The following is a 25656-nucleotide window of genomic DNA, read 5'->3' on the forward strand; positions in this document are numbered from 1 at the left end:
GGCTAGCCCGTCACCGGCCGGATTCGCGTGTGCGTGAACTGTTCTCGGGACGTACGTCGTCGGTGCCCGCGAAGCCGGAGTCGAGATCGTTCTCGTCCGACGACGACAGCTGTGGCTGCATCCGAGAGACGATGGCGGTGATCGCCCGGGCAACGTCCTGAGCCGTGAGTCCGAGCTCATCGAGCAGTTGCCCGCGCGAGGCAGGCGTCAGGAACTCCTGAGCGATACCGACATCACGGACCGGCGTCGAGATCCCCTTGGCCCGAAGGTTTTCCGAGACCGATGACCCGACACCACCATGCACTCCACCGTCTTCCACGGTGATCACCAGACGGTGCGCGACGGCGAGTTCGGAAATAGACTCCGGCACCGGCAGTACCCAGCGAGGGTCGACCACAGTGGTACCGATCCCCTGCTGCGCCAGCCTGGCCGCAGTGTCCATGGCCAACGAGGCGAACGGACCCACCGCTACGATCAGGACGTCTTCGGACTCACCGCGACCCGGTCGGTGCAGCACATCGGTGCCGTCGGCGAGTCGGTCGATCGCCCGGATGTCCTCGGGCACTGCACCTTTCGGAAAACGCAGCGCCGTGGGGCCGTCGTTGATGTCCAGCGCTTCGGCGAGTTCCTCACGCAGCCGCACCGAATCGCGGGGCGCTGCGACCCTCATGCCCGGCACGATGGACATCAGGGACAGGTCCCACATCCCGTTGTGGCTGGGGCCATCGGGACCGGTGACGCCGGCGCGGTCGAGCACGAGTGTCACCGGCTGTCCGAGCAGGGCAACGTCCATCAGCAACTGGTCGAACGCGCGGTTGAGAAACGTGGAGTAGATGGCAACAACCGGGTGCATGCCACCGAGCGCAAGTCCCGCCGCCGAGGTGAGGGCATGCTGTTCGGCGATGCCCACGTCGAACATCCGGTCCGGGAAACGCTCACCGAAAGCGGCGAGCCCGGTGGGCCCGGCCATCGCCGCGGTGATGGCGACGATGTCGCGACGCTGACCCCCGGCCTCGACCAGGGCAGCCGAAAAGACCGACGTCCAGTCCGGGGCCGACACCGAGGTCGCCTTGCCGGTGGCCGGATCGATGATCCCGGTGGAGTGCATCTGGTCCGCGATGTCGTTCTCGGCGTGGTGATAACCCATGCCCTTGCGGGTCACGGTGTGGACGATGACCGGTCCGCCGAACGCCTTCGCCTGGCGCAGAGCGTTTTCGAGCGCGTCCTGGTCATGGCCGTCGACCGGCCCGACGTATTTGAGGCCGAGATCGGTGAACATGGCCTGGGGCGTGAGCGCATCTTTGATACCGGTCTTGAGACCGTGCAGAGCGGAGTACGCGAGTTGCCCGAAAAGCGGCAGACGCAACACCGCGCGCCGGCCTTCGTCGAGGACCCGCTCGTATGCGGGCTGTAGCCGCAGTCCGGACAGATGTTGGGCGAATCCGCCGATGGTTGGCGCGTACGAACGACCGTTGTCGTTGACGATGATCACCATCTTGCGATCGCCGGCGGCGATGTTGTTCAGTGCTTCCCAGCACATCCCCCCGGTGAGCGCACCATCTCCGACGATCGGCACGACGTGCCGGTCCTGACCGGTCAGGGCAAACGCCTTGGACAGCCCGTCTGCGTACGACAATGCCGCGGACGCGTGCGATGACTCGATCCAGTCGTGCTCGCTCTCGGCTCGCTCCTGGTAACCGGTCAGCCCGCCCCGCTGACGCAGGGAGTCGAAGGCACCTTTGCGACCGGTGACGATCTTGTGCACGTAACACTGATGACCGGTGTCGAAGAGCAGTGCGTCCTGGGGCGAGTCGAACACCCGGTGCAGAGCCAAGGTCAGCTCGACGACTCCGAGATTCGGTCCGAGGTGGCCGCCGGTCGCCGACACCTTCGCGATGAGGAACTGCCGGATGTCCTGAGCCAGTTCCTGGGTCTGCTCCAAGGAGAGCTCGCGCAGGTCGGCGGGTGAATTGACCGAATCCAGCACGCTCATCCCAGGTCCTTTCATGGCAATGGGCAACGGCGAGATGTTCGATACCGTCGCTGCGCCGCCGGGCTGTGGCGGCGCGTGGTCACCCAGTCTACGGACGTATGCCGCTGCGGGCTCGTACCGCAGCCGACTGTGGCGAGGACCGCAGTAGCGCGATCGCTTCGATGTGGTGGGTCAGCGGGAACGCGTCGAAACCACGCAACCAGTGCACCTCGTAGCCGCCGCGTCGATAGTCCGCCAGGTCACGGGCGAAGGTGGCCGGATCGCATCCGACAGCGATGATCGCCGAGGGCGCTGCGGCGACGATCTTGTCCACCACTTCCCTGCCCGCGCCCGCGCGTGGCGGGTCGGCGACGACAACGGTCGGGGCGGGCAGATCCGCCACGGTCCGGGTCACGCTGGAGTGGTGGAAGTGCACGCGCGGGTCGTCGGCGAACGTCTCGGATCCCGCAGCGACCGCCTGTGAGTCGGTCTCCACGACATGGACGGTCACCACCGCACGGGTGCTGTCGCACTCGTCGAGGATCGCGCCGGCCAGTGTTCCGGCTCCCCCGTACAGATCCCAGGCGACCACGGACGGACCCAGGTCGGCCTGCCGGAGCAGCTCTCGGACCGTGTTCGCGTACCCGGCTGCCGCCAGCCGGTGGGCCTGCCAGAAGCCAGACACCGGCAAGAGCCACGTCCGGTTCCCGACCGTGCGCTGAACCGATTCGGTGCCCGAGACGATTTCCTCGATCCGCGGCGCGGCACGTTTCGAGCGTGACCGCTGCGCCTGACCGCGTCGATCGTTTGCCCGGGTCCGCCGCTTCGCGGGTCGACCGCGTTCTGCCTCCGGTGGCGCGATCTGCGAGATGTGCCGCTGTTCGTCGTCACCGATCGTGATGACCAGCTCGGCCCCTGGTGTCAGGCCGGTGTACTCGTCGAGCCCACCGAGCATGCCGGTGACCGGCTGCGCACAGTCCAGTCGCGGGACCACCGCATGCGATCCGAAGGCCGCCAGGCCGGGCCTGCCGTCGTCGGCGACGAACAGCCGTTGCCTGATTCGCCATCCTGTCTCCGGTTCGGATCCGGCATGCGGGTCGAGCGAGGTGACCTCGCCTTCCCAGGTGACCCCGCCCATCCTTGACAGCAATTCGGTGAGGACAGACGACTTCAGCTCGCGCGCATGGCTTCCGGTGGTATGGGACAGATCACAGCATCCGGCGCCACCACCGGGGGCTCCCGCCGGGCAGGCAGGATCGATGCGGTGATCGGACGGGGTGAGGATGTCCACCACCTCGGCGCGACAGAAACCTTTGCCACGATCCTCGGTGACCTGGACCCGCAACCGTTCTCCCGGCAGCGCATGCCGGACGAAGACAACCCTGCCCTCATGGCGGCCGACACAGACGCCGCCGTGACCCAGCCGGTCAACGGTGATGTCGAATTCTGTTCCCAGCCAACCGGTGTCGTGGCCTTCTCTGCTCTCGGGGCCGCTCACTCGGGTCCCCGCCCGGTGCGTTCTCCGGGTGTGGAGCCGACGCCGCGCCGCGTGTCGCCCGGGGCAATGTAGACCCGGTCGCGTTTACGGCGGTCGGACGAGCTGAGCTGCCACGGAACCGACGTCACCATCACACCCGGCTCGAACAGCAGACGACCCTTCAGGCGCAGTGCCGACTGGTTGTGCAAGATCTGCTCCCACCAATGTCCCACCACGTACTCCGGGATGAACACCGTCACCACATCGCGCGGTGACTCACGCCGCAGTCGGCGCACATACTCGATGACCGGCCGGGTGACCTCTCGATACGGCGAGGCGATCACCTTCAGCGGCACGGTGATGTCGCTGTCTTCCCACTGCGCCACTAGTTTCCGGGTGTCGCGGTCGTCGACGTTGACGGTGACGGCTTCGAGGGTGTCCGGACGGGTGGCCCTGGCAAACGCTATCGCCCGGCGGGTCGGCAGGTGCAGCGTGGACACGAGCACGATCGAATGGGTGCGGCTCGGCAACACCGCCTCGTAGTCGGAATTGTCCAATTCGGCCTGCACCGAGGCGTAGTGCCGGTGGATCAGCTTCATCAGACCGAAGATCGCGACCATCGCCACGATGGCGATCCATGCTCCGGCAAGGAATTTCGTCACCAGCACGATCATCAGGACCGAGCCGGTCATCACCAGACCGATGCTGTTGATCACCCGCGAGCGCAGCATCCGCGACCTTGCGCTGGGATCCTTCTCTGTCTTGAGGTGCCGCGTCCAGTGCCGGACCATGCCGATCTGGCTGAGGGTGAACGACACGAACACCCCGACGATGTAGAGCTGGATCAATGCGGTCACCTCAGCGCCGAAGGCGACGACAAACGCGATCGCGGCAGCAGCGAGAAAGAGGATTCCGTTCGAGAAGGCAAGCCGGTCACCACGGGTGTGGAGCTGCCGCGGGAGGTAGCGATCCTGTGCCAGAACCGAACCGAGAACCGGGAAACCGTTGAACGCCGTGTTCGCTGCGAGTACCAGGATCAGAGCGGTGACGATGGTCACGAAGTAGAAGCCGGGCGTGAACCCGCCGAACACGGCGTGTCCGATCTGGGCGATCAAGGACTTCTGCTCGTATCCCTCGGGGGCGCCGATGAGGTCTTTCGCCGGATCCGATACGTACTTCACACCGATCTGCTTGGCCAGCAGGATCATGCCCATCAACAGGACGATGGAGATGCCGCCGAGCAGCAGCAGGGTGGTGGCCGCATTGCGAGACTTCGGCTTCTTGAACGCGGGTACCCCGTTGCTGATCGCCTCCACCCCGGTCAGCGCCGCACAGCCCGACGAGAACGCCCTGGCGATGAGGAACACGAACGCGATACCGACGAGGTGACTCTGCTCGGCCTTGATCTCGAAGCCTGCGGTCTCGGCGGTGAGGTCATCACCGAACACGAGGACCCGCAGGAAACCCCAGCCGAGCATCGCCACCATCCCGAAGATGAAGGCGTAGGTGGGAATTGCGAACGCAGTGCCCGATTCTCGGAGTCCGCGCAGGTTGATCGACGTCAGCAGAACGATCGCCACCACGCAGAACCACACCTTGTGGTCCTGGACCAGTGGGATGGCCGAACCGATGTTCTCGGCCGCCGATGCGATGGACACGGCCACCGTCAAGACATAGTCGACCAGCAGTGCGCTACCGACCGTCAGACCGGCAGTGGGGCCGAGGTTGGTCGTCGCCACCTCGTAGTCGCCGCCGCCGGAGGGATAGGCGTGGACGTTCTGCCGGTAGCTGGCGACAACCACGACCATCACCAAGGCGACGGCGAGACCGATCCAGGGTGTGTACGTATAAGCCGACAGACCCGCGACCGAGAGGACGAGGAAGATCTCCTGCGGGGCATAGGCCACCGATGACATGGCATCGGAGGCGAAGACCGGAAGGGCGATCCGCTTGGGCAGCAAGGTGTGCCCGAGTTTGTCGCTCCTGAAAGGACGTCCCAGCAGCAGCCGTTTGGCTGCGGTGGAGGTCTTCGACACCGTGGACACCAAGCAAACAATAGGGCCTGTGCTGCCGTATAGCTACGTCGGTCACGGTAGCGTTCGGGAGAGTGAGTGGACGCGGCCGAGCCGAGTTCGGAGCAACAGTTCACTCAGGTGATGTGAGCGAGGAGTTCTCATGCATGTTGTGGTGATGGGATGCGGTCGCGTGGGCGCGTCCATTGCCCAGGAACTGCAAGGTTCCGGGCACGATGTGTCGATCATCGACCGCGACGCCACAGCGTTCCGGCGACTTCCCGAGGATTTCGGCGGAACCAAGGTCAAGGGCGTCGGATTCGATCAGGAAGTGTTGCGCCGCGCAGGAATCGCCGAAGCCGACGCCTTCGCGGCGGTCTCCTCCGGTGACAACTCGAACATCATCGCCGCACGCGTCGCCCGCGAGACCTTCAATGTGCCCAAGGTCGTCGCCCGGATCTACGACGCCAAGCGCGCCGCGGTCTACGAACGGCTGGGCATTCCCACCGTGGCGACGGTGCCGTGGACCACTGACCGGTTCATCTCCGCGCTGGGCAGTGGCAGTGCTGACGATGTCGCCTGGACCGAACCGTCGGGCGAGGTCGCGATCGTCCAGCTCACCGTGCATGAATCGTGGGTGGGAACTTCGGTGACCCTGTTCCAGGAGAACACCGGGTCCCGGGTCAGCTTCATCAACCGACTGGGCAGGCCCGTGTTACCCAGCGCGAAATCGGTTCTCCAGCAGGATGATCAGGTGTTCGTCGCGGCCCTCACCGACAACCTCGAGGCAGTGCGCACAGTTGCCGCCGGCGTGGCCCCGGAGTTCGACTGAGTTCTGCCCGCATCACCCACCCAGTCACGAACGAGGTCTTTCGACCACAGCCCGTAGGAGAAATCATGAAGGTCGCGATCGCCGGAGCCGGCGCGGTAGGCCGTTCCATCGCACGGGAGCTGATCGCCAACGCCCACGACGTCACGTTGCTCGAGCGCAATCCTGAGCACATCGACGAGGAATCGGTACCGGGGGCGCAGTGGGTCGGCGGCGATGCGTGTGAGTTGGACAACCTCGAGCGGGTTCAGCTGCACCGGTTCGACGTGGTGATCGCGGCCACCGGAGATGACAAGGCCAACCTGGTGGTCAGCCTGCTCGCAAAAACCGAGTTCGCGGTCCACCGTGTGGTTGCCCGGGTCAACGATCCCCGCAACGAGTGGTTGTTCGACGAGGACTGGGGCGTGGATGTGGCCGTCTCCACACCGCGGATGCTCGCCTCACTGGTCGAGGAAGCGGTATCGGTGGGTGATCTGGTCCGGCTCATGACCTTCCGGCAAGGGCAGGCCAATCTCGTCGAGATGACGCTTCCCGACAACACACCCTTGGCGGGCAAGCCCGTGAAAAAGCTGCGACTCCCCCGCGACGCCGCTCTGGTCACGATCCTGCGGGGCGGACGTGTGATCGTGCCGCTCGCCGACGACGCCGTGGAAGGCGGCGACGAGCTGATCTTCATCGTGCCCGCCGAGGCCGAAGGTCAGTTGCACGCAGCAATCATCGAGCCGGCGGGGCCTGCCCGCTAGCCCCGTCCGGCTGCTCCGGGGTGTTGTCCTCGGACACACCGTCGACGACGCGCGTGCCGTTGCCACGGGAAGTGGCTTCATCCGGGCCCGGTCCGGCTGCGACGGCGTCCTGATCCACAGACTCTTCCTTGTGTGCCCACCGGACCAAGAAGAACGTGGCAACAACCGCAGCCGCTGTCAGCGGCCACCCCATCCCGATCCGTGCGATCGCGAGAGCGCCGGTTTCGTCGTGGTCGTAGAGGAATGACTGCACCAGGTAGCGCACACCGAAGAGGGCTGCCCAGATGGCGGTCGCGATGTCGTAGGCGATCAACGTGCGCCGATGACGACGCCAGTCGGTTCCGTTGCCGTTCAACGTGTTCCAGATCACGCCGACCAGGGGCCACCGGACGATGATGGAGACCACGAAGACACCGGCGTAGAGCAGTGTCGTCCAGATGCCGAAGAGGAAGAAGCCCTTCGCATTGCCCGTGCGGTGGGCGATGAACGCGCACACCGCCACGCCGATCACACCGGAGATGGCCGGCTGAATGGGTTCACGCCGCACCAACCGGACCAGGAAGATGACCAGCGCCGTGGCCAGGGCAGCGTAAATGGCCACCGTCAGATTCCACAGCGAATTTGCCGGGACGAACACGAGGATCGGCACCGACGAGTAGATCAGCCCCGAGACGCCGCCCATCTGCTCCAGCAGCGTCAGCGTGGGAGCGTCGGCCTTGTCGGCGGCACCCGGGATGTCGTCGGGCGACACCCGCTCATCGCCATCTGGCTGCTGCCGATGAGCGCTGCCGTCAGCTCTCACCGAGCAACTCGTAGTACGGGTTGAACATCACCTTGTTGCCGTCGTGCTCACCGATTCGGCCGCGCACCGTCAACGTCCGTCCGGGTTCGATGCCGGGGATGCGATTGCGGCCGATGAACTTCAGGGTCACCACGTCGGTTCCGTCGAAGAACTCGGCGACGATTCCGGTCTTCATGGCCTTCGAGCAGGTCTGGACGGAGCGCAGCTCACCTTGCATGGTCACCTCGTCGCCTGCCGAACAATCGCAGGCGCGCTGTGCACCTGCTTGTTGCGACTGCTGCGAGATGTCCTCGGCATCGAGTTGATCGATGTCTTCGGTGAGCCTGCGGGTGAGGCGTTTGAGATATCCGCCTGCGGTCATTGCGCTTATGCACCCTTCGGGGACAATCGGGCTGGTGGGCACGGGGCTGTGCTTCCGCCAGAGTAGACCCCCGCACACCCGACTTCCACCCTCCACGGGAAGATCAACAGATGCGCAGTTCAGAGGGGTCGCGAACGGCCCCTACAAGTGCCGATCCGGTGGTCGTGGCGCTGCCCGGGACGGGGTCGGATGCCGACTACGCCAGACGTGCGTTCGGGTCCACGGGACTGCCGGTCGTCGCGGTGGATCCGGACGGGACCGGGCTGGTCCGGGGCTACGAGCGCGCGCTGGATCGTGCCGCCGCAGTTCACACCCAGGTGATTGCGGCGGGTATCTCCATCGGTGCGTGCGTTGCGGTGCAGTGGGCGTTGTCGCATCCGGCCGCGTGCGCCGGGGTGCTCGCGGCCCTGCCCCCGTGGATCGGTTCACCGCGCACGGCGCCTGCTGCGCACAGCGCAGCCTGGACCGCAGCGTTGATCCGCACCCACGGGTTGGAGGAGACGATCCGACAGATGTCCGCAGGCAGTCCGGCCTGGCTCTCTGCCGAGTTGGACAGATCCTGGCGGGCCGCCGGTCCGCATCTGGTGTCACAACTGGACGAGGCCGCCAACTATGTTGCCCCGACCGCGGAAATGATTGCGGGACTGCGGGTTCCACTGTCGATCGTTGCGGTGTCCGACGACCCGGTGCACCCGGCAGACGTTGCGAAGGCGTGGCACGACGCCGCCGACAGCTCGGTGTCGACCGAGATCTCGATGGCCCGTTGGGGTGCGGACCCGGCGCTCCTGGGCCGCCTCGCGATCCACGGCTGGCGCGACCTCACGGCCGCGCCCGGCTAGCGCTTGGGCTGATTGCGGAGCTGCTGCATGGCCGAACCGCGAGACACCGGACCCGGTTCGACCTCCGGTTCGGCCGGTGCGGGCGGCTCCGATTCGGCGGCAACGGCTTCGGCGCCGCCCTGCACCATCACGTTCGCCTGCGCAGACTGGGCCTGGGCCCCCGTGTCGGGTACGGCACCCGGAACATTCTGCTGACCGGCCGCCATCTGCTGCTGTGCGGCCGCGACCTGCTCGGCCAGCACGGGTGGCAGCACGATCGCCAGCGGGGTTCGGGGTGGATGTGGTTCGTCGCCGCGGCGGACGACCGTTTCACTGACCACAGCCCGGGCCACCTTCGACAGGCTTTCCGCACTGGCGGTCGGCGCACTGGCAACACAGCGGATCATCCAGCGCGGACCGTCCACGCCGATGAAACGATGAATGCCGCCGGGCACGGTGGCAACCACCTCACGCCCCCAGAATCCGGTCTCGATGCTGGTCTCTGCTCCCTCGGCACGCAGGGACTCGGTCAGCTCGCCGACGACCTCGCGCCACTGCCCGCTCGATTTCGGCGCGGCGAAGGCTGCCACGGTGATCCGCCCGTGGGGCGTCACCAGATACACGGCCTGGGGCTGATGGTCGGCGGTCATCTCCACGGTGACCTGACCGCCCTCGACCACGGGCACGAGTACCGAGCCCAGATCGAGATGCGAGTTCTCGAAGCCGGCATCTGCGGCCAGATCGCCTATGTCGTAAGGGCCTTCACCGCTACCGATGACCTTCGGTTCGACATCGGGCTCAGATGCCGCACCGCGGGCGCGGCGGCCACGCCCGATTCCCTTGTCCCGTGCCATGGTTCAGACTCCCTTCGGCTGCGAGGCCCCCAACATCGCGTGGCCCCCACTCGATCCGTATCCGCCTGCGCCCCGGCTTGTCTCGTCCAGTTCGTCGACCTCCACGAAGTGGAGCAGCTCGACCTTCTGGACCAGCAGCTGGGCGATCCGGTCGCCCCTGGCGATCGTGATCGCATCGTGCGGATCCAGATTGATCAGGCACACCTTGATCTCACCGCGATATCCCGAGTCGACAGTTCCCGGTGTGTTGACGATCGACAGTCCCGCGCGGGCGGCCAGGCCCGAGCGCGGGTGGATCAGTCCCACCGTGCCCATCGGCAACGCTATCGAGATGCCGGTCGGCACCAAGGCCCGATGACCGGGTTCGAGCACCACGTCGATCGTGCTCGACAGGTCCACACCGGCATCACCCGGATGGGCCCGCGTGGGTAGATCGATGCCCGGATCGAGACGCCTGACGGCGACGAACGGTGCGTCGGCGGGGGTGCTGCCAGCGTTGGTTGCCACACCGGAAGACTACGCTGGGGACGTGCCACCTCTTCCATCACCCGACCCTGCCGGTGACGCTGCCGGCACCCGCCCGACCCCATCCGAGGGCACCCATGACGAGCGGCTGCGCGTACCTGCCTGGTGGTGGCTGTTGGGCGTCGCGTTGATCGCATTACTCGGGTACGAGGTGCAACTGGCCTTGCATCAGAGCTCGCTGAGCTGGATCGCGTACGCGGTCCTCACCCCGCTGGTCTTCTGGGGTCTGTGGTCGATGGGCCGCACGCGCGTCCGGGTGGCCGACGGTGAATTGTGGGCCCACAATGCCCATCTGCCGATCGAGGTGATCGACCGGGCCGCCGTGATTCCCGCCGCTGCGAAGAGTGCCGCACTGGGCCGGCAGCTCGATCCGGCCGCATTTCTGGTTCACAAGTTCTGGGTGAAGACGATGGTCTTGTTGGTTCTCGACGACCCCGACGACCCCACGCCCTACTGGCTCGTCAGTACGCGACACCCCGAAAAGCTGGTGGCCGCGCTGGGATTACCAGACGCGGCCACCGAAGCCTCGGACCCGGGGTAGTCGAACCCGCCGGCGATCATCGCCGTCCGCCACACCGTGGTCGCGGACGGCGTTGTGTCAAGCGCAGTCGACGCAGATACGCGAGTTACCGTTCTCGGTCGCGAGTCGGCTGCGGTGGTACACGAGGAAGCAGCTGGTGCAGGTGAACTCGTCCGCCTGCTTCGGGATGACCCGCACCGAGAGTTCTTCACCCGACAGGTCGGCCCCGGGGAGTTCGAACGACTCGGCGGTGTCGCCTTCGTCGATGTCGACGGAGGCGGCTTGCGCCTCGCTCCGCCGCGCTTTCAGTTCTTCGAGGGAGTCCTCGGATACCTCGTCGGATTCAGTGCGCCTCGGCGCATCGTAATCAGTTGCCATCATTCCGCCTTAAAATAGAAGCGCCTGCGACTTTCAGGTTCCCGATGTGTGCAGGTTCCAAAAGTCCCAACAAGCCGCGTACTTCCCCATCTGCAAAGTTCCGCGACGATGCCCCTTGGACAACGAGCCATCGATCAGTATTCGTTGCCGAACAGGAGCATGATTTCTGTGATTTTCGCCACAGTTGGTGGATAGTCTCTTTTTGGGCTGTCCAACCGAGGCGGCCGAAGCCTAGCCCAGCCGTTGCTCAGAGTCAACAACAACGGCCGCGCGAGAACATTCCCGTCGAAAGCCGCGTGCCGCGCACGATGCGCGACGCGGCCCAGATCGCCTGCGTGTCCAGCTGCGCGGCGTCACGGTGTGTACCGACTACAGTTGACTCGCCCCACAACTGCGCGCGGAAGGCACCTGAGAACCCGTGGTTTCCCAGATCACCTACGGCTACCCCACCGACGATCGCGGTCGTCCCTTCCGGCGACGCCGCTACCTCCCGGCAATCATCGCCGCGGTGGTGCTTGCACTCATCGCTGCGGTGGTGTGGGCCGGTGCGCTGTCCTCGTCCGACACGCAGGCGACCCCGACCGATTGTCCGCAACCTCAGTCCCCGTCGGCCGCTCCCGAGGGGCCCACACCCGTGGTGGGTACACCGGCCGCCACCGACGAGATGCTGCAGGTTCCGCCCGCCGCGTTGAGCAGTTTTCAGATCCGGGTCCTCAACGCGACGGACGAACAGGGCATGGCGCAGACCATCCTCGACGACCTCACCGCCCTCGGATTCCAGGCCGCGCCGGAAAATGCCTACGGAGACGATCCCCTCTATCCGGATCGCAATCTCGATTGTTTCGGGCAGATCCGGTTCGGCGAAGGCGGCAAGGCCGCCGCTGCGGCACTGTGGATCGCAGCGCCGTGCACGCAGTTGATCAACGACGGACGCCCAGGAACCGACGTCGACCTCGCACTCGGCAACCACTACGGCGAGAGTGAACAGAACCAGGACGCGCTCGCCGTCCTCGACACGCTGCGGGTGGCCAATCCCTCGGACCCGAACACCGGAGCCGACCCTGCAGTGGTGGCAGCGGTGCACGACTCCCCCTGCTGATCACCGACCGCCCGCTGTTGGCCCGTAGACCGGATCTAGTCCGGGATCGGCTCCAGGGCACCCAGCCGCGCCAACAATCCGCCCAATTCGTCGGCGATACCCGGAGCCATGGCCAGGGTGACGTTGCCCGCTGCGCTCCGTGAGGTGGCGTCGGGGATCGTCACCACGCGCCCGCCTCTTCGGCGATCAGCGACCCGGCCGCCCAATCCCACGGGCTCAGGCCGTGTTCGAAATGTGCGTCCACCGCCCCGCTGGCCACCATGCAGAGATCGAGTGCGGCCGAACCGATCCTGCGGACGTCGCGGATGTGTGGCAGCAATGCGGAGATCAACTCGCCCTGGACCCGTCTACGCGCCGATCCGTAGCCGAAACCGGTGGCCACCAGAGCGAGCCCGACCTTGTCGATGGGGTTCGTCCGGAGCCGGACCGGACCCGAGCCATCGTCCGAATACGCGCCCTCGCCACGAGTGGCGGAGTAGGTGGTGCCGCGGACGACGTCGACAACAGCTCCGGCGACCGTGCGCCCGTTCACCTGAGCGCCCACCGAGACCGAGTACGCGGGAATGCCGTAGAGGAAGTTGACCGTGCCGTCGATGGGGTCGATGACCCACCGGACACCGGAAGGAACCTCGACCGAGCCACCCTCTTCTTCACCGAGCACGGCATCGCCCGGACGCAGCGACGCGAGCAGCCCGCGGACCAGGCTCTCGGACTCGGTGTCGACGATCGTGACCGGATCGGTGTCAGTACTCTTTGTCGACACCGATTGCGGTGCATCGGTTTTCGTGACACCAGACCCGAAGACCTCGGGCCTTCGGGTGCGCACGTGCTGTGCTGCCTGTTCGGCAACCTGGATCGCCACCGCGGTCAGGTCGGCCGGCTCGAGTTCCGCCATTGCTACATGTGAGCACACCCCTGGCCGAAACGACGGGGCGACCCGGTGAACCGAACGCGAACAGATCCGCCCGACGTCGCGCAGAACCCTTGCGTGCTGACTAGCCTGAACAACGGCGGGCCGGTTGGTGTCACCGCCGTGTCGAGCCGAAGGAGCCGTTCTCGTGTCCAGTGAACCCGGGGTGTCCACCGAGTCGTTACCAGAGTCGAACAAGCTGGGGTTCGGCGTCGATGTCGGCGGATCAGGGATCAAGGGCGGGATCGTCGATCTGACCACCGGACAGCTGGTCGGCGATCGATTCAAGGTCCTGACCCCGCAGCCGGCCACCCCTGAGGCCGTTGCCGGCGGCATCCGCGAAGTCGTCGGGCACTTCGATTGGAAGGGCCCCGTCGGCGTCACCCTGCCCTGCGTCATCACCGGAGGCGTCGCACGCACCGCCGCCAACGTCGACAAGGGCTGGATCGGCACGGACGTCTACAAGCTGCTCGGCGCCAAACTGGGTGACCGACAGCTGTCGGTGCTCAACGACGCCGACGCGGCCGGCATGGCCGAAGACCGGTACGGCGCGGGCAAGGACTACAAGGGCGTGGTGATGCTGTTGACGTTCGGTACCGGCATCGGCTCGGCGATCATGTTCGGCGGCACGCTCATCCCGAACACCGAACTCGGCCACATGGAGGTCGGTGGCAAAGAGGCCGAACACCGGGCGTCGTCGAAGGTGAAGGAAGACAACGACCTGTCCTACTCCAAGTGGGCCGAGGAGGTGTCCGTCGTGCTGTCGGCGTACGAGGCACTGTTCTGGCCCGAGGTCTTCATCGCGGGCGGCGGGATCAGCCGAAAGGCGCACAAATGGATTCCTCATTTGACCAACCAGACACCCGTTGTACCGGCCACTTTGCAGAACACCGCCGGGATTGTGGGCGCCGCTATGGCGGTGGAGGCGGGGTTGCGACCCTAGGTGCCGTTACAATGGCATTCGACTGGCTGTACGCCGGTTCCCCCCAAGCCCCCAGCTTCGCCGAGTGACATCTCGGCGGGACACCGTCTCCGCGGCGAAACCCACCGGTTTCGGTGTCACGGAGATAGCCCGAAAGGTCGTACGTGGCAGCCACGAAAACCCGCCAAACCGAACCGGATACCGAGCAGTCGGAATCGGAGTCGGTGACCGCGTCGCGGGCGCGCAAGGCACCCGCAAAGAAAGCAGCCGCCAAGAAGACAGCCGCCAAGAAGGCCCCGGCGAAAAAAGCCCCGGCCAAGAAGGCAGGCGCAAAACGCGCGACCAAGAAGGTCGACGGCGCGCCTGATGGCGACATCATCGAAGGCGACGGTCTCGAACCGGATCCCTCGATCGATGACATCGACGTACCCGAGGGCGAACTGACCGACGACGATGTCGTGGTCGTGGTCGACGACGACACTGTCGAGGCCGGAGTCGTCGCACCGGGTAAGGGCAAGGCCAAGAAGGCCGACGAGGATGTCGAAGAACCGTCCGAGACCGACAAGGCCTCCGGTGACTTCGTGTGGGACGAAGACGAGTCCGAGGCATTGCGGCAGGCCCGCAAGGACGCCGAGCTCACCGCGTCCGCCGACTCGGTCCGCGCGTACCTCAAGCAGATCGGCAAGGTTGCTCTCCTTAACGCCGAAGAGGAGGTCGAACTCGCCAAGCGCATCGAGGCCGGCCTGTTCGCCACCGAACGCATGCGGCGGATCACCGAGTCCGGAGAAAAACTCACCGTCGCCCAGCGTCGCGATCTGTCGTGGATCTCACGCGACGGTGGCCGCGCCAAGAACCACCTGCTCGAGGCCAACCTCCGTCTCGTCGTCTCGCTGGCCAAGCGGTACACAGGCCGCGGAATGGCATTCCTGGACCTGATCCAGGAGGGCAACCTCGGCCTCATCCGTGCGGTGGAGAAGTTCGACTACACCAAGGGCTACAAGTTCTCGACGTACGCCACGTGGTGGATCCGTCAGGCGATCACCCGGGCCATGGCCGACCAGGCGCGCACCATCCGCATCCCGGTGCACATGGTCGAGGTCATCAACAAGCTCGGGCGCATCCAGCGCGAACTCCTGCAGGACCTGGGTCGTGAACCCACTCCTGAAGAGCTCGCCAAGGAGATGGACATCACGCCCGAGAAGGTGCTGGAGATCCAGCAGTACGCGCGCGAGCCCATCTCGCTCGATCAGACCATCGGCGACGAAGGAGACAGCCAGCTCGGTGACTTCATCGAGGATTCCGAAGCAGTCGTGGCCGTGGACGCCGTGTCGTTCACCTTGCTGCAGGACCAGCTCCAATCGGTGCTCGAGACACTGTCCGAGCGCGAAGCCGGTGTTGTCCGCCTGCGATTCGGCCTGACCGACGGGCAGCCACGCACCCTGGACGAGATCGGCCAGGTCTACGGGGTCACCCGCGAGCGCATCCGCCAGATCGAGTCGAAGACCATGTCGAAGCTACGCCACCCGTCACGGTCGCAGGTCCTGCGCGACTACCTCGATTAGGGACCGATCGCCCGCATCATCCATGCGATGAGTTCATTGCGGACTTGCGTTCGGTTGGTCTCGTTGAGGATCTCGTGTCGGGCGCCGGGGAACACCCGGACGGTGACGTCGATGAGCCCGGCAGACCGGTAATGAGCTGCCAGCTGATCGACCAGTGCTCCCCCGCCACCGACCGGATCCTGATCACCCACCGCGATCAGGATCGGTAGGTCGCGGCGCATCATTCGGACGAGCGCGGGATCGGCAAGTCTGCGGGCCCCGGTGAACATCTCACGGGTTGCCGTTGCATCGATGCCGAAACCGCACAGCGGGTCGGCGACGTAGTCATCGACGATGTCGGTGTCCCTCGACAGCCAGTCGAAGTCGGTTCGTGCCGGGGCGAAGGGTGCGTTGAACATCGACAGGTCCAATTCGCTGTCGAAGTCGAGTGCGGGTTCGAGGGCGTCCAGGGCCGCTGTCCCGCTCAGTACCACGGCGTCCACGTCGTCGCTGTGCTCGAGTAGGTACTGCTGCGTGGCGAATGACCCCATGCTGTGAGCGATCACCACCAGAGGCAACTCCGGAATCTCGTTCTTCGCCACATCGATCAGTCGCCCCACGTCGGCCACCAGGGCATTCCAGCCGTCTGGTCCGAGATCGCCGGGGAGGCGGCCGGGAAGTACCGACGAACCGTGCCCGCGATGGTCGTAGCCGACCACGGCGAAGCCGTCAGCGGTCAAGGCGTGGGCGGTGTCCTCGTACCGGCGAACGTGCTCACCCATGCCGTGTACCAGCAACACGGTCGCCACCGGCTTTCCGTCAGGCTCCCACCGCGAGCCGGACAACACTGCGCCGTGGACCGATTCGACAACGAATTCAGACGGCATCTCGGATCCTTCCGGCCGGGTTTTCTGCGCTCGCGTCGAGAGCGCACGTCAGCAGTCTGAATGATCATCGGGGGTAAATCCGGGTTTCTGCGAGGCCCGGCGCCCTCTGCTGTGCTTCCATATCCGCATGTTCGGTGTGTTGAGCCCATGCGTGGCGCATTTGGATGAAGAGTTGGGCGCGCAGTGGCGTGCGCACTTGTGTGGTGTGTGTTTGACGTTGAGGTCTACTCACGGACAGTTGTCACGGTTGACAACCAATACCGATGCGGTGGTGGTGTCGGTTCTTGTTGATGCGCAGCGTGAGTCGGCGCCGGAGCTGGTGTCGGCAGGTCGGTGTGCGTTGCGGGGTATGCGTGGGGCGCAGGTGGTCTCGGCGAGTGATGTCAGTGTGCGGTTGGGGGCGACGGCGTCGCTGACGTTAGCCTCGGCCAAAGCTGCTGATGTGGTGGCGGAGCGGGCGGCGGGGGTGGCGTCGCCATCCGCGGTGCGGGCCGAGGGTGCACGGTGGGCGGAGCCGCGGCTGCGGTCTCGGGCATTGGCGGATGCGCCGGTCTCGGCTGCGATGGGTGGTGGGGAGTTGTTGACGCAGCTGGGTGCTCAGGCGCAGGTGGAGTCGGTGTCGGTGTCGTTGGGGGAGATCACCGAGAATGCAGCGTCCGCTGGTGCCGCAGTCTTCGCAGCGACGGCGGAATTGGCGGGAGTGCCGGGCAACCGGGAGGTGTTGGCGGGCATCGGTCGCGATTTCGGACGGTGTGCTCATTTGCTGGATGCGGTGGAGGATCTCGAGCGTGATCGAGCAGGTGGGGACTTCAATCCGTTGATCGCAACGGGAACCACTGTGGAGTTCGCGCGCACAGAGTGCGTGCGGTTGGTGGATGCGATCAGGGTGGCGCTTGACGGGGTGCGGTTGCGCGATGACCGGTTGCTGCGGATGTTGTTGATCGGTGGATTGAACCGTGCGCTGGTACGCGTCTTCGGTCCTGGTCCCGATGCCGTGTTCACCAGCCCCGGACAGCGTCGTCAGCCGCAACTGCCGCCGTTCTACAAGCGGGTCCTGCCGTGGATGGGCGTGTACTGCACCGGCTACGCCTGCTGCGCGGACCACACCAATCCGTGCAACGGACGCCGGCACCAAGCCGCATGCAACGGGTGCGACTGCTGCAACGTCTGTGATTGCTGCGACTGCTGATCAACCGGCCCGGACATCGGCCAACGACCAGAGCGGTCCGACAAGTAGCCAGACAACCGTGATCACCCCCAGGGTGGGGAAGACGCCGTACAAGCCACGTGCCTGATCGCCGTCCGCTACGGTCCAGGCCAGCAGGAGAACCGCGGCGATAGACACGGCGGCAGCACAGATCCACCGTCCGAACATCTCCACCTCGTGCCGAAAGGCGTTCCTGCCCTTTGATTGTCGGGCCAGAGGCGGCGGCCCGTCGGCAAACCAGTGCGCGAACCTGACATCGGCCCACCCGATCAGGTAATGGGCGAACGCTACGGTCACCCCCAGGTATATACCGGCAAGGCGATGCACCGTCTCGACCTCGCTCCCCCGCTGCAAGTCCACTGCGACCGCACCGAGCAGAACCACGTCGAGCAGGGGCAGCAGAGCCAGCACGATGATCGAGGCACGTTGTCGGTGCAGGAGATATCGAACCGCCAGTGCACCGAAGACGACCACCCAGAAACCGACTTCACAACCGACGATCACACCGAGAACAGGCGATTCCATACCGACGAGTCTCGGTCGGTGGCCGCAACCGACACATCGGCCACGAGATCGAGAAAGAGTCATCACTTGGGACGACGACCGCGGTCAGCCGATGTGTTGTCATGGTGGGGTGCAAGGAGGCGCCGCGATGACAAAGCTCACCATCGACCCGGACCGCCGGCGCGATGTCGCAGTGGCCGTGGCATTTTTCGTTCTGGGCATCGCGCTCTACGTCGGCGACCTGCGCTACTTCTTCGGCGGTGAGCCACTTGTCTCTGTCGTCCCGGAGTGGGTCCCATACGTCGCACTCGCCCTTGCGTGCGCTTTCCAATCGCTGCGGTCGACCCGCCCGGACATCGCTCTCGGCGGATGCCTGGCCGTCATGGTGGTCGATGCGTTCGCCGGCCCCACGATCGCGGTGTGGATCGTGTACTCCGATGTCGTCTACTCCGTCGCGAGGTACGGTTCCGCCCAGACCCGGCGGGCCATGTTGCTGGCGAACTGGCTGATCGCCGCGGTCGCCCTGACCACGGCGATCGCGGGTTCCGGTGACTGGCGGATCGCCTTGATGGTCATGCTGCTGGTGACCGCACTGATCGCCTCCCCCGCCTCCTACGGCCACGCGATCAGGCAACATCAGATCGCAGCCGACAGCGAACGCGCCAGGGCTCAGGCGACCGAGGAACTGGCCGTCCGGGAACAGGAGGCCGCGATCGCCCAGGAACGCCGGCAGCTGGCGCGCGATCTCCACGACGTGATCGCGGGCCATTTGTCGGGCATCGCACTACAGACTGCAGCGGCCCTGGAGACCACCGACCCGGCAACCCGCGAGACAGTGCTGCGTACCGTGCGCGCAAGCAGCGTCGACGCGCTCGGCGAGATGCGCACGATGATCGAATTGCTTTCCGGGAGCGACGATGTCGATCCTCCGGCCACCGCGACCTTGGCCCGGGTGGACCGGTTGATCGACGCCGCACGGGCCGCCGGCTCTCCCGTGCGGGCGACGATCGTCCACTCACGCCTGGCCCCGGCCACCGACATCGCCGCCTTCCGCATCATCCAACAGGCCATCACCAACGCAACGGTCCACAGTCCCGGCAGCGCCATCGAGATCGATGTGCAGCAAGATGATTCGTCTCTGACGATTGCGGTGACGAACCCGGTACCAGACGGAACCACGGCAGCCCTGCCGGACGCCGGCCACGGCATCACGAACATGAGGATGCGCGCGTCGTCGGTGGGCGGCGTGCTCGAAGTGTCTGTCTCACAAGGACGATGGCGAGTGTCCGCGCAGTTGCCGACCATTGTCCTCGACACCACCGCCAGCGTATCGACCACGTCGGCAGGGTCCCGATGATCCGGGTCGTGATCGCGGACGACCATGCCGCCATCCGCGCGGGGCTCCGCCTCATGCTTGACGGCGTGAACGACATCGAGGTCGTCGGCGAGGCCGTCGACGGAGATGACGCCGTCCGGCTCGTCGCAGAACTCCATCCAGACGTGGTGCTGATGGACATCCGCATGCCGGGCACCGACGGGATCGCGGCCACCGCTCTCATCGGCGCCACCCACGACGCCAACGTGCTGATCCTCACCACCTTCGACATCGACGACTATCTCTTCGCGGCGCTGCGCGCCGGAGCGGCCGGGTTCATGCTCAAGACCGCTACCGCAACAGAACTGGTGTCGGCCGTGACGGCGGTGGCGCGCGGAGACGCTGCCCTTGCCCCCGAAGTGACTCGCCGGGTCATCGAACGGTTCACCGACCACCCGTCGCCGCGGCCGGCGTCCGAACCCGATCGTCTCGTGGCACGCGGGCTGGCCGAGCTGACCGAACGCGAACGCGACGTGTTGGCGGCACTGGGACGCGGACTGTCGAACGCGCAGATCGCCTCGGAGTTGTTCATCGGGGAGACGACCGTCAAGACTCACGTGTCACGGGTACTGACCAAACTCGGGCTCCAGTCCCGTGTGCAGGCCGCGATCATCGCCCGCGAACATGGTGTCGTCAGACCCGACGGCACGGGTTGACCACTCCAGACCTGGCAGTCAGTTGAGTTGTGGATATCGGCCGGAGTCATCCATTTCGTACCGTTCCACGCCGACGACCGCGCTTGTCGGCAGAGAGTCGTAGAGGTGCGGGAACTGCGTTCCGTCATCACTCGGCGGGTCGCCGTCTTCCCACACGATCTCGCCACCCACGCGTTGTGGATCGATGCTCAACAGAACAAGGTCGGAATGATCGCGGTAGAGCAGATTGGCCGGGATGTGGACTTGGGTGCGTTCGGAGAGGTGCACGAACCCCTGCTGCGTCAGCGACTCCGGTTCCAGGACGCCACTCGAACGCGCCTCGAGCCAGTCGGATATCGAGCACAGATGAACCAGGTGGACGCCGTCACTCACCCTTACCAGCCTGCCGCATCACCCGGTACCTGCGCCAGAGTCAATTTCGGACGATCGCGCCGTGAAGACGATCGCGGCGACCACCAGCACCATTCCGCACATCTCGGGCCACGAAGGCACCTGCGCCAATGCGATGGCGCCCACCACCGTCGCGGTCAGCGGCAGCAGTGCGAGCAGCAAGGCGAACTGGGACCGTCCGAGCCGGGCGAGCACCACCTGGTCGAGTAGATACGGCACGGCGCTCGACAACACGCCGACCGCGACGCCGAGCGCCAGGACCCGCCAGCTCCAGAGTTCTCCGGGCGAGATGGTCGTCGTGATGCCTATCACCACCGGGGCGCAGATGGCCCCGGCGACGCTGAGACCGATGGCCAGGTCGTCGATCCCGTTGCGCCACGCCGGGCCGGCCGGCGCAGACTCGGCATGTACGTTCCCCGTCGACACCATCTTGCCGACCACGATGTAGCCGGCCCACAATCCGGCGGCCACCAGGGCGAACAGCACCCCGAGCGGAGCACCGGAGAAACTCGCCCCGCTGAGCAGGACGACGCCCACCAGCACCGACACCACCGCAAGCCCGTCCGACATCTTCCGCGAACCCGCTGCTGCCACGACGATCGGCCCGAGGAACTCGATCGCGACGGCCACCCCCAGGTCGATATGGTCGATCGCCAGGTAGAAGGCCATGTTCATACCCATGGTGATCAGCCCGAAAGCAGCTGCGATCGCGAGTCGGCGAGGTGGATAGGAGCCCTGCCCCCTCGGCCATCGCCGCCCTGCGATCGGCCACCACAGAGCCAACAGCACGAGCCCGGCGGCGGTGGCCCGAAGCCAGGCCACTGCTGCCGGGTTGAGCTGGGAGAACAGCGGCACCGCAACCGATGCGCCGACGTACTGGCACACCGCCCCGATGATGAAGAGCAGAGGTAGATTGGCGGAGATCCGTTCCGACCGAGAGGGATCGACACGGCTGCTCATGGGCTCACTGTAGGCATGACGACCGCGGTGATGACCCGGCGAGGTGGCTGTACTGGGATGCATTTCATAGGCCCGCGATACACAGATGTTGCCGATCGAAAGCCTGCTATTACGGGTGAGTGACGACACACGCCGAGGCACCCGGGAACAAAGCCGAATCCCTGATCGTCTGAAAGAGTGAGAGTGGATGCACCACCCCGGTGTGTTAGCTCGCGAAGGGACCGCGCCAGCGCAGGCCCGGGACGGAGGAAAAAATGTCAGAGACCATCACCACGCCCCCGATCTCCATGCCGTTGACCACTGCCGACCGCTGTGATCGATGTGGTGCAGCAGCCCGTGTACGCGCTGTTCTCTCCACAGGTGGCGAGTTGCTGTTCTGCCGCCACCACTTCAACGAGCACGAAGCCCGGCTGGTGGACATGGGCGCCACCGTGATCACGAACGAGGAAGAGCTCGTCTGACACGCCGACAACACAACACCGCCGCGGTTCACTCACTGTGAACCGCGGCGGAGTCGTTTGTGCGGCCGACCTGGGCGCAGGACCTTCTCGCAAGTCCTAACGCCAGGTGCGCAGCGCCTCGATCCGGGCCTGCAGTTGTTCTGCCGTGGCCATCGCTGTGGGCGGTCCCCCGAGCTTCGCACGCAGCTCGTTGTGGACCAGTCCGTGCGGTTTACCGGTCCGGTGGTGGTGCATCGCGACAAGGCTGTTCAGCTCCCGGCGCAACGCACTGAGCTGATTGCCCACGGTGGGTTCGCGCGGTGTGGCCGGCGCAGCTGCAGGACCGGCACTGCGGGCCTCGATCTGATCGGACTGCCGCTTCTGCAACAGGTCCCGCACCTGGTCGGCATCGAGCAGCCCCGGAAGGCCGAGATAGTCGGCCTCCTCGTCACTGCCGGAGAACGTCGCCGTACCGAACGAGGACCCGTCGAAGATCACCTGGTCCAACTCGGCGTCGGCGTGCAGGGACTCGAATCCCCGTTCGTCGTCCTTCTCGTCCTTCGTCTTGTTGGCGTCGTTCAGCAGCGCGTCGTCGAGTCCGTCGGACTCGCGGTGGGGTTTGCCGAGCACGTGGTCGCGTTGGGCTTCGAGCTGGCTGGCCAGTTGGAGCAGCACGGGCACCGAGGGAAGGAAAACACTCGCGTTCTCTCCCGGCCGCCGCGACCGCACGAACCGGCCGATCGCCTGAGCGAAATACAACGGGGTCGACGCACTGGTGGCGTAGACGCCGACTGCCAGGCGCGGCACGTCGACGCCCTCCGACACCATGCGGACCGCGACCATCCACTCGTCGTCGGAGTCACCGAATTCCGCGATCCTCATCGACGACTTGGGGTCGTCGGACAAGACGAGCGCCGGGGCCTTACCCGTGATGGCCTGCAGGAGTTCGGCGTAGTCGCGTGCGACGGTCTGATCGCTGGCGATCACCAGCCCACCGGCATCGGGCATCCCTGATTTTCGGAGCTGCCGCAGCCGGGTGTGCGCGGCCTGCAGCACAGCGGGGATCCAGTCTCCGTGTGGGTCAAGGGCGGTCCGCCAGGCGCGTGCGGTGTGCTCGGCCGACAGCGGCTCACCCAGGCGGGCAGTGAACTCCTCCCCCGCGTTGTTTCGCCAGCTTGCCTCCCCCGAGTACGCGAGGAAGACAACCGGCCGAACCACGCCGTCCGCAAGGGCATCGGAATACCCGTACACGTAGTCGGCGACCGAACGGGCTCCACCGCCCGGCTCGGGTTCGTAGTTGATGAACGGGATGGGGCTGTCGTCGGACCGGAACGGGGTTCCCGTCAACGCCAGACGCCGGGTCGCGTCGGAGAACGCCTCCCGGATCGCATCTCCCCAACTCTTCGCGTCGCCTCCGTGGTGGATCTCATCGAGGATCACCAGGGTGCGGCGGTTCTCGGTTCGCACCCGGTGTCGAGCCGGATGCGCCGCGACCTGCGCGTATGTCACGACGACACCCTGGAAGTCCGAACTGGTCTGGCCGGTGCTGTTGCTGAATCGTGAATCGAGGGCGATTCCCGCGCGTGCGGCCGCTGCGGCCCACTGGTGCTTGAGGTGCTCGGTGGGCGCGACGACGGTGACCTGATCCACGGTGCGGTCGGTCAGCAATTCGGTGGCGATCCGCAGACCGAACGTCGTCTTGCCTGCACCTGGGGTCGCGACCGCCAGGAAGTCCTTCGGTGCCGCGGACAGATATTTTGTCAGCGCGCGTCGCTGCCAGGTACGCAGCGACGACGCGGCGGGCGCGGGCGCTGGGTCGGACGTGACCTGTGATCCGGTGGCGGCAATAGGTCGGGTCACGACAGGGCACAACTCCTAGCTGCGATGAGATCGGATTCCACCCGTCCGAGCTGGTCGGACGGTCGGTGCCTTGCCGAGGGGCAGATCGGCCACTGCACGGGTCCGTCGGGCACCGGCAAAATGTTACCGCGCCCGCAGACGTCCGAGCGACCGCGGCGGCGGCGCGGCATCACGCATCGCATCCGAACTTCGGCAATGCTGGACACCATCGCTCCTCCAACCGATCCCCAATCCGAACCCGCCCCGAAGAAGCCGGCGCGCGGCGCGCACGCAGATCCCCTCGACGCCCCGACGTCGCGACCGCCGGTCCTCAGAACTATTCCCCGGCTCCTCTGGCGCACGATCACGAAGTCGTGGGACGACTCGATTTTCGCGATGTCCGCGCAGGCCGCGTTCTGGCAGACGTTGTCCTTGCCCCCACTCCTCCTGGGCATTCTCGGCAGTCTCGGCTACATCGCGGGCTGGTTCGGCCCGAACACCGAACAGATCATCTCCGACCGGATCATCGGCTTCGCGGACCGCACGTTCAGCCAGAACGTCGTCGACGAGATCATCACCCCCACCGTCGACAACGTGCTCGTCAGCGGTCGCGCAGAGGTCATCTCGCTCGGCTTCCTGCTGTCGCTGTGGGCCGGGTCCTCGGCGATGTCCAGCTTTGTCGATTCCATCGTGGTCGCCCACGGTCAACACAACGTGCGGCACGCGGTGACACAGCGGCTGTTCGCGCTTTGGCTCTACGTCTGCTTCCTCGTCCTGTCGGTGTTCACTCTGCCCCTGGTCGCCCTTGGCCCCACGTACGTACGTGAGGTGGTACCCGATGCGTGGCGCGAGACCGGGTCACAATTGGTCGACTACGGCTACTTCCCGGCGGTGGCCGTCCTGCTCTTGATCGGACTGACCACGCTCTACCGGGTAGCCCTGGCCAATCCACTGCCGTGGCACCGGCTGCTGTGCGGTGCGCTGCTGGCCGGCGCGGTGTTCTGGCTCGCCAGCGCGGTGCTGCGCTGGTACCTGTCGATCATCACCCAGACCGGGTACAGCTACGGGGCGCTGGCGACGCCGATCGCGTTCCTGCTGTTCACGTTTTTCCTGGGATTCGCCATCGTCATCGGCGCGGAGTTCAACTCCATCGTGCAGGAGACGTGGCCCGCCAATCCGAGCAAGATCGACCAGGTCCGCGACTGGGTCTCGGCGCAGACCAGCGACATCACCGACCAACTCAAAACCGTTCCGAAGAGACTGCCGACGGGCCCGATCCGTAAACCGGATCTCGAGGCGGTCGAACCGCCGCAGTCGCCTCCACGACGCAGCCCGGACCGTCCCCTCGAGGATGAGCGGTGATCAATCCTTTTTCATGCGGGCGTAGATCTTCTTGCATTTCGGGCACACGGGGGACCCGGCTTCGCCGACTTGGTGACGGGAAAGGTCTCGCCGCACAGCGCGACAACGATGTTCCCCATGACAGCGCTCTCGACGATCTTGTCTTTTTTCACATAGTGGAAGAACTTCGGGGTGTCGTCTTCGGTGGTCTCATCGGTGGTGACATCGGGGCGTTCGACGGTCTGCGTATCCATGGGTCCAATTCTGCATCGCTGCGGCGGTGTCGGCCAATGG

General features: G+C 65.7%; 25 protein-coding genes and 2 pseudogenes. 12 read left to right on the plus strand and 15 right to left on the minus strand.

Annotated features, from left to right (window positions below):
• Positions 1–10: 10 nt before the first annotated feature.
• The 3 genes from dxs to W823_RS46380 all read right to left on the minus strand — a co-directional run bounded on the left by dxs (position 11) and on the right by W823_RS46380 (position 5494).
• Positions 11–1993, minus strand: a complete 1983-nt coding sequence (dxs, locus tag W823_RS46370) for a 1-deoxy-D-xylulose-5-phosphate synthase (protein ID WP_023959580.1) — start codon at positions 1991–1993, stop codon at positions 11–13.
• An 88-nt stretch (positions 1994–2081) separates the two neighbouring features.
• Positions 2082–3470 (minus strand): class I SAM-dependent RNA methyltransferase, encoded by a 1389-nt coding sequence (locus W823_RS46375; protein ID WP_023959582.1) that lies wholly within the window; start codon positions 3468–3470, stop codon positions 2082–2084.
• Positions 3467–5494 carry an APC family permease gene (locus W823_RS46380; protein ID WP_031332579.1) on the minus strand — a complete coding sequence of 676 codons (2028 nt, stop codon included), beginning with the start codon at positions 5492–5494 and terminating at the stop codon, positions 3467–3469. Before W823_RS46380 ends, W823_RS46375 begins: the two co-directional genes overlap by 4 nt.
• Positions 5495–5624: 130 nt before the next feature.
• On the opposite strand from W823_RS46380, the gene W823_RS46385 reads away from it, so the two are divergent.
• Positions 5625–6293, plus strand: coding sequence for a TrkA family potassium uptake protein (locus tag W823_RS46385; protein WP_023959586.1), 669 nt, complete (start codon positions 5625–5627; stop codon positions 6291–6293).
• 65 nt (positions 6294–6358) lie between these two features.
• On the plus strand, positions 6359–7033 hold the full coding sequence (locus W823_RS46390) for a TrkA family potassium uptake protein (RefSeq protein WP_023959588.1): 675 nt from the start codon (positions 6359–6361) through the stop codon (positions 7031–7033).
• Here the strand turns inward: W823_RS46390 and W823_RS0129675 are convergent.
• Positions 7005–7715 carry a DUF3159 domain-containing protein gene (locus W823_RS0129675; RefSeq protein ID WP_152538096.1) on the minus strand — a complete coding sequence of 237 codons (711 nt, stop codon included), beginning with the start codon at positions 7713–7715 and terminating at the stop codon, positions 7005–7007. The two genes, W823_RS46390 and W823_RS0129675, sit on opposite strands and share 29 nt — an antisense overlap.
• Before the next feature lie 109 nt (positions 7716–7824).
• Positions 7825–8196, minus strand: coding sequence for an OB-fold nucleic acid binding domain-containing protein (locus W823_RS46395; protein WP_023959592.1), 372 nt, complete (start codon positions 8194–8196; stop codon positions 7825–7827).
• A gap of 110 nt (positions 8197–8306) precedes the next feature.
• On the opposite strand from W823_RS46395, the gene W823_RS46400 reads away from it, so the two are divergent.
• The gene (locus W823_RS46400) at positions 8307–9035 is read left to right on the plus strand and encodes an alpha/beta fold hydrolase (RefSeq protein ID WP_031332581.1); all 729 of its coding nucleotides are present in this window, start codon (positions 8307–8309) and stop codon (positions 9033–9035) included.
• Here W823_RS46400 and W823_RS46405 read toward each other — a convergent pair.
• Positions 9032–9868 carry a DUF3710 domain-containing protein gene (locus W823_RS46405; protein WP_023959596.1) on the minus strand — a complete coding sequence of 279 codons (837 nt, stop codon included), beginning with the start codon at positions 9866–9868 and terminating at the stop codon, positions 9032–9034. The two genes, W823_RS46400 and W823_RS46405, sit on opposite strands and share 4 nt — an antisense overlap.
• Positions 9869–9871: 3 nt before the next feature.
• Positions 9872–10375: a dUTP diphosphatase gene (dut, locus tag W823_RS46410; protein ID WP_023959598.1), complete on the minus strand. Its 504-nt coding sequence runs from the start codon at positions 10373–10375 to the stop codon at positions 9872–9874.
• Between the two features lie 22 nt (positions 10376–10397).
• On the opposite strand from dut, the gene W823_RS46415 reads away from it, so the two are divergent.
• Positions 10398–10934, plus strand: a complete 537-nt coding sequence (locus W823_RS46415) for a DUF3093 domain-containing protein (protein WP_235189574.1) — start codon at positions 10398–10400, stop codon at positions 10932–10934.
• Positions 10935–10991: 57 nt separating this feature from the next.
• On the opposite strand, the gene W823_RS46420 is transcribed toward W823_RS46415, so the two are convergent.
• Positions 10992–11291, minus strand: coding sequence for a DUF4193 domain-containing protein (locus W823_RS46420; RefSeq protein WP_030163338.1), 300 nt, complete (start codon positions 11289–11291; stop codon positions 10992–10994).
• 418 nt (positions 11292–11709) lie between these two features.
• Between W823_RS46420 and cei the strand changes: the two genes are divergently transcribed.
• Positions 11710–12390 carry an envelope integrity protein Cei gene (cei, locus tag W823_RS46425; protein ID WP_023959604.1) on the plus strand — a complete coding sequence of 227 codons (681 nt, stop codon included), beginning with the start codon at positions 11710–11712 and terminating at the stop codon, positions 12388–12390.
• A gap of 35 nt (positions 12391–12425) precedes the next feature.
• Here the strand turns inward: cei and W823_RS46430 are convergent.
• Positions 12426–13285, minus strand: a pseudogene (locus W823_RS46430) (inositol monophosphatase family protein).
• A gap of 163 nt (positions 13286–13448) precedes the next feature.
• On the opposite strand from W823_RS46430, the gene ppgK reads away from it, so the two are divergent.
• Both ppgK and W823_RS46440 read left to right on the plus strand, forming a co-directional pair.
• Positions 13449–14243: a polyphosphate--glucose phosphotransferase gene (ppgK, locus tag W823_RS46435; RefSeq protein WP_023959606.1), complete on the plus strand. Its 795-nt coding sequence runs from the start codon at positions 13449–13451 to the stop codon at positions 14241–14243.
• Between the two features lie 143 nt (positions 14244–14386).
• Positions 14387–15784, plus strand: coding sequence for an RNA polymerase sigma factor (locus W823_RS46440; protein WP_023959608.1), 1398 nt, complete (start codon positions 14387–14389; stop codon positions 15782–15784).
• On the opposite strand, the gene W823_RS46445 is transcribed toward W823_RS46440, so the two are convergent.
• The gene (locus W823_RS46445) at positions 15781–16650 is read right to left on the minus strand and encodes an alpha/beta hydrolase (protein WP_023959610.1); all 870 of its coding nucleotides are present in this window, start codon (positions 16648–16650) and stop codon (positions 15781–15783) included. The two genes, W823_RS46440 and W823_RS46445, sit on opposite strands and share 4 nt — an antisense overlap.
• A gap of 127 nt (positions 16651–16777) precedes the next feature.
• On the opposite strand from W823_RS46445, the gene W823_RS46450 reads away from it, so the two are divergent.
• Positions 16778–17839: a DUF5685 family protein gene (locus W823_RS46450; protein WP_023959612.1), complete on the plus strand. Its 1062-nt coding sequence runs from the start codon at positions 16778–16780 to the stop codon at positions 17837–17839.
• Here the strand turns inward: W823_RS46450 and W823_RS46455 are convergent, their stop codons facing one another.
• Positions 17840–18382 (minus strand): hypothetical protein, encoded by a 543-nt coding sequence (locus W823_RS46455; protein WP_023959614.1) that lies wholly within the window; start codon positions 18380–18382, stop codon positions 17840–17842.
• Between the two features lie 127 nt (positions 18383–18509).
• Here W823_RS46455 and W823_RS46460 point away from each other — a divergent pair, with 127 nt between their 5' ends.
• Positions 18510–19718, plus strand: a complete 1209-nt coding sequence (locus W823_RS46460) for a sensor histidine kinase (RefSeq protein ID WP_023959616.1) — start codon at positions 18510–18512, stop codon at positions 19716–19718.
• Positions 19715–20392, plus strand: a complete 678-nt coding sequence (locus W823_RS46465) for a response regulator transcription factor (protein ID WP_023959618.1) — start codon at positions 19715–19717, stop codon at positions 20390–20392. Before W823_RS46460 ends, W823_RS46465 begins: the two co-directional genes overlap by 4 nt.
• 18 nt (positions 20393–20410) lie before the next feature.
• On the opposite strand, the gene W823_RS46470 is transcribed toward W823_RS46465, so the two are convergent.
• Together W823_RS46470 and W823_RS46475 are read right to left on the minus strand one after the other, a co-directional pair.
• On the minus strand, positions 20411–20764 hold the full coding sequence (locus W823_RS46470) for a DUF952 domain-containing protein (RefSeq protein WP_023959620.1): 354 nt from the start codon (positions 20762–20764) through the stop codon (positions 20411–20413).
• 18 nt (positions 20765–20782) lie between these two features.
• On the minus strand, positions 20783–21742 hold the full coding sequence (locus tag W823_RS46475) for a DMT family transporter (RefSeq protein WP_023959622.1): 960 nt from the start codon (positions 21740–21742) through the stop codon (positions 20783–20785).
• 254 nt (positions 21743–21996) lie between these two features.
• On the opposite strand from W823_RS46475, the gene W823_RS0129685 reads away from it, so the two are divergent.
• The gene (locus tag W823_RS0129685; protein ID WP_030163359.1) at positions 21997–22203 is read left to right on the plus strand and encodes a hypothetical protein; all 207 of its coding nucleotides are present in this window, start codon (positions 21997–21999) and stop codon (positions 22201–22203) included.
• A 96-nt stretch (positions 22204–22299) separates the two neighbouring features.
• Here the strand turns inward: W823_RS0129685 and W823_RS46480 are convergent, their stop codons facing one another.
• Entirely contained in the window at positions 22300–24030 is a 1731-nt protein-coding gene (locus W823_RS46480) for a DEAD/DEAH box helicase (RefSeq protein ID WP_031332583.1), read from the minus strand.
• 207 nt (positions 24031–24237) lie between these two features.
• Between W823_RS46480 and W823_RS46485 the strand changes: the two genes are divergently transcribed.
• Positions 24238–25383, plus strand: coding sequence for a YihY/virulence factor BrkB family protein (locus W823_RS46485; RefSeq protein ID WP_023959626.1), 1146 nt, complete (start codon positions 24238–24240; stop codon positions 25381–25383).
• Here W823_RS46485 and W823_RS46490 read toward each other — a convergent pair.
• A pseudogene (locus W823_RS46490) lies at positions 25384–25616 on the minus strand (DUF3039 domain-containing protein).
• Between the last annotated feature and the right edge of the window lie 40 nt (positions 25617–25656).

The sequence above is a fragment of the Williamsia sp. D3 genome (assembly GCF_000506245.1).
Lineage (GTDB): Bacteria > Actinomycetota > Actinomycetes > Mycobacteriales > Mycobacteriaceae > Williamsia > Williamsia muralis.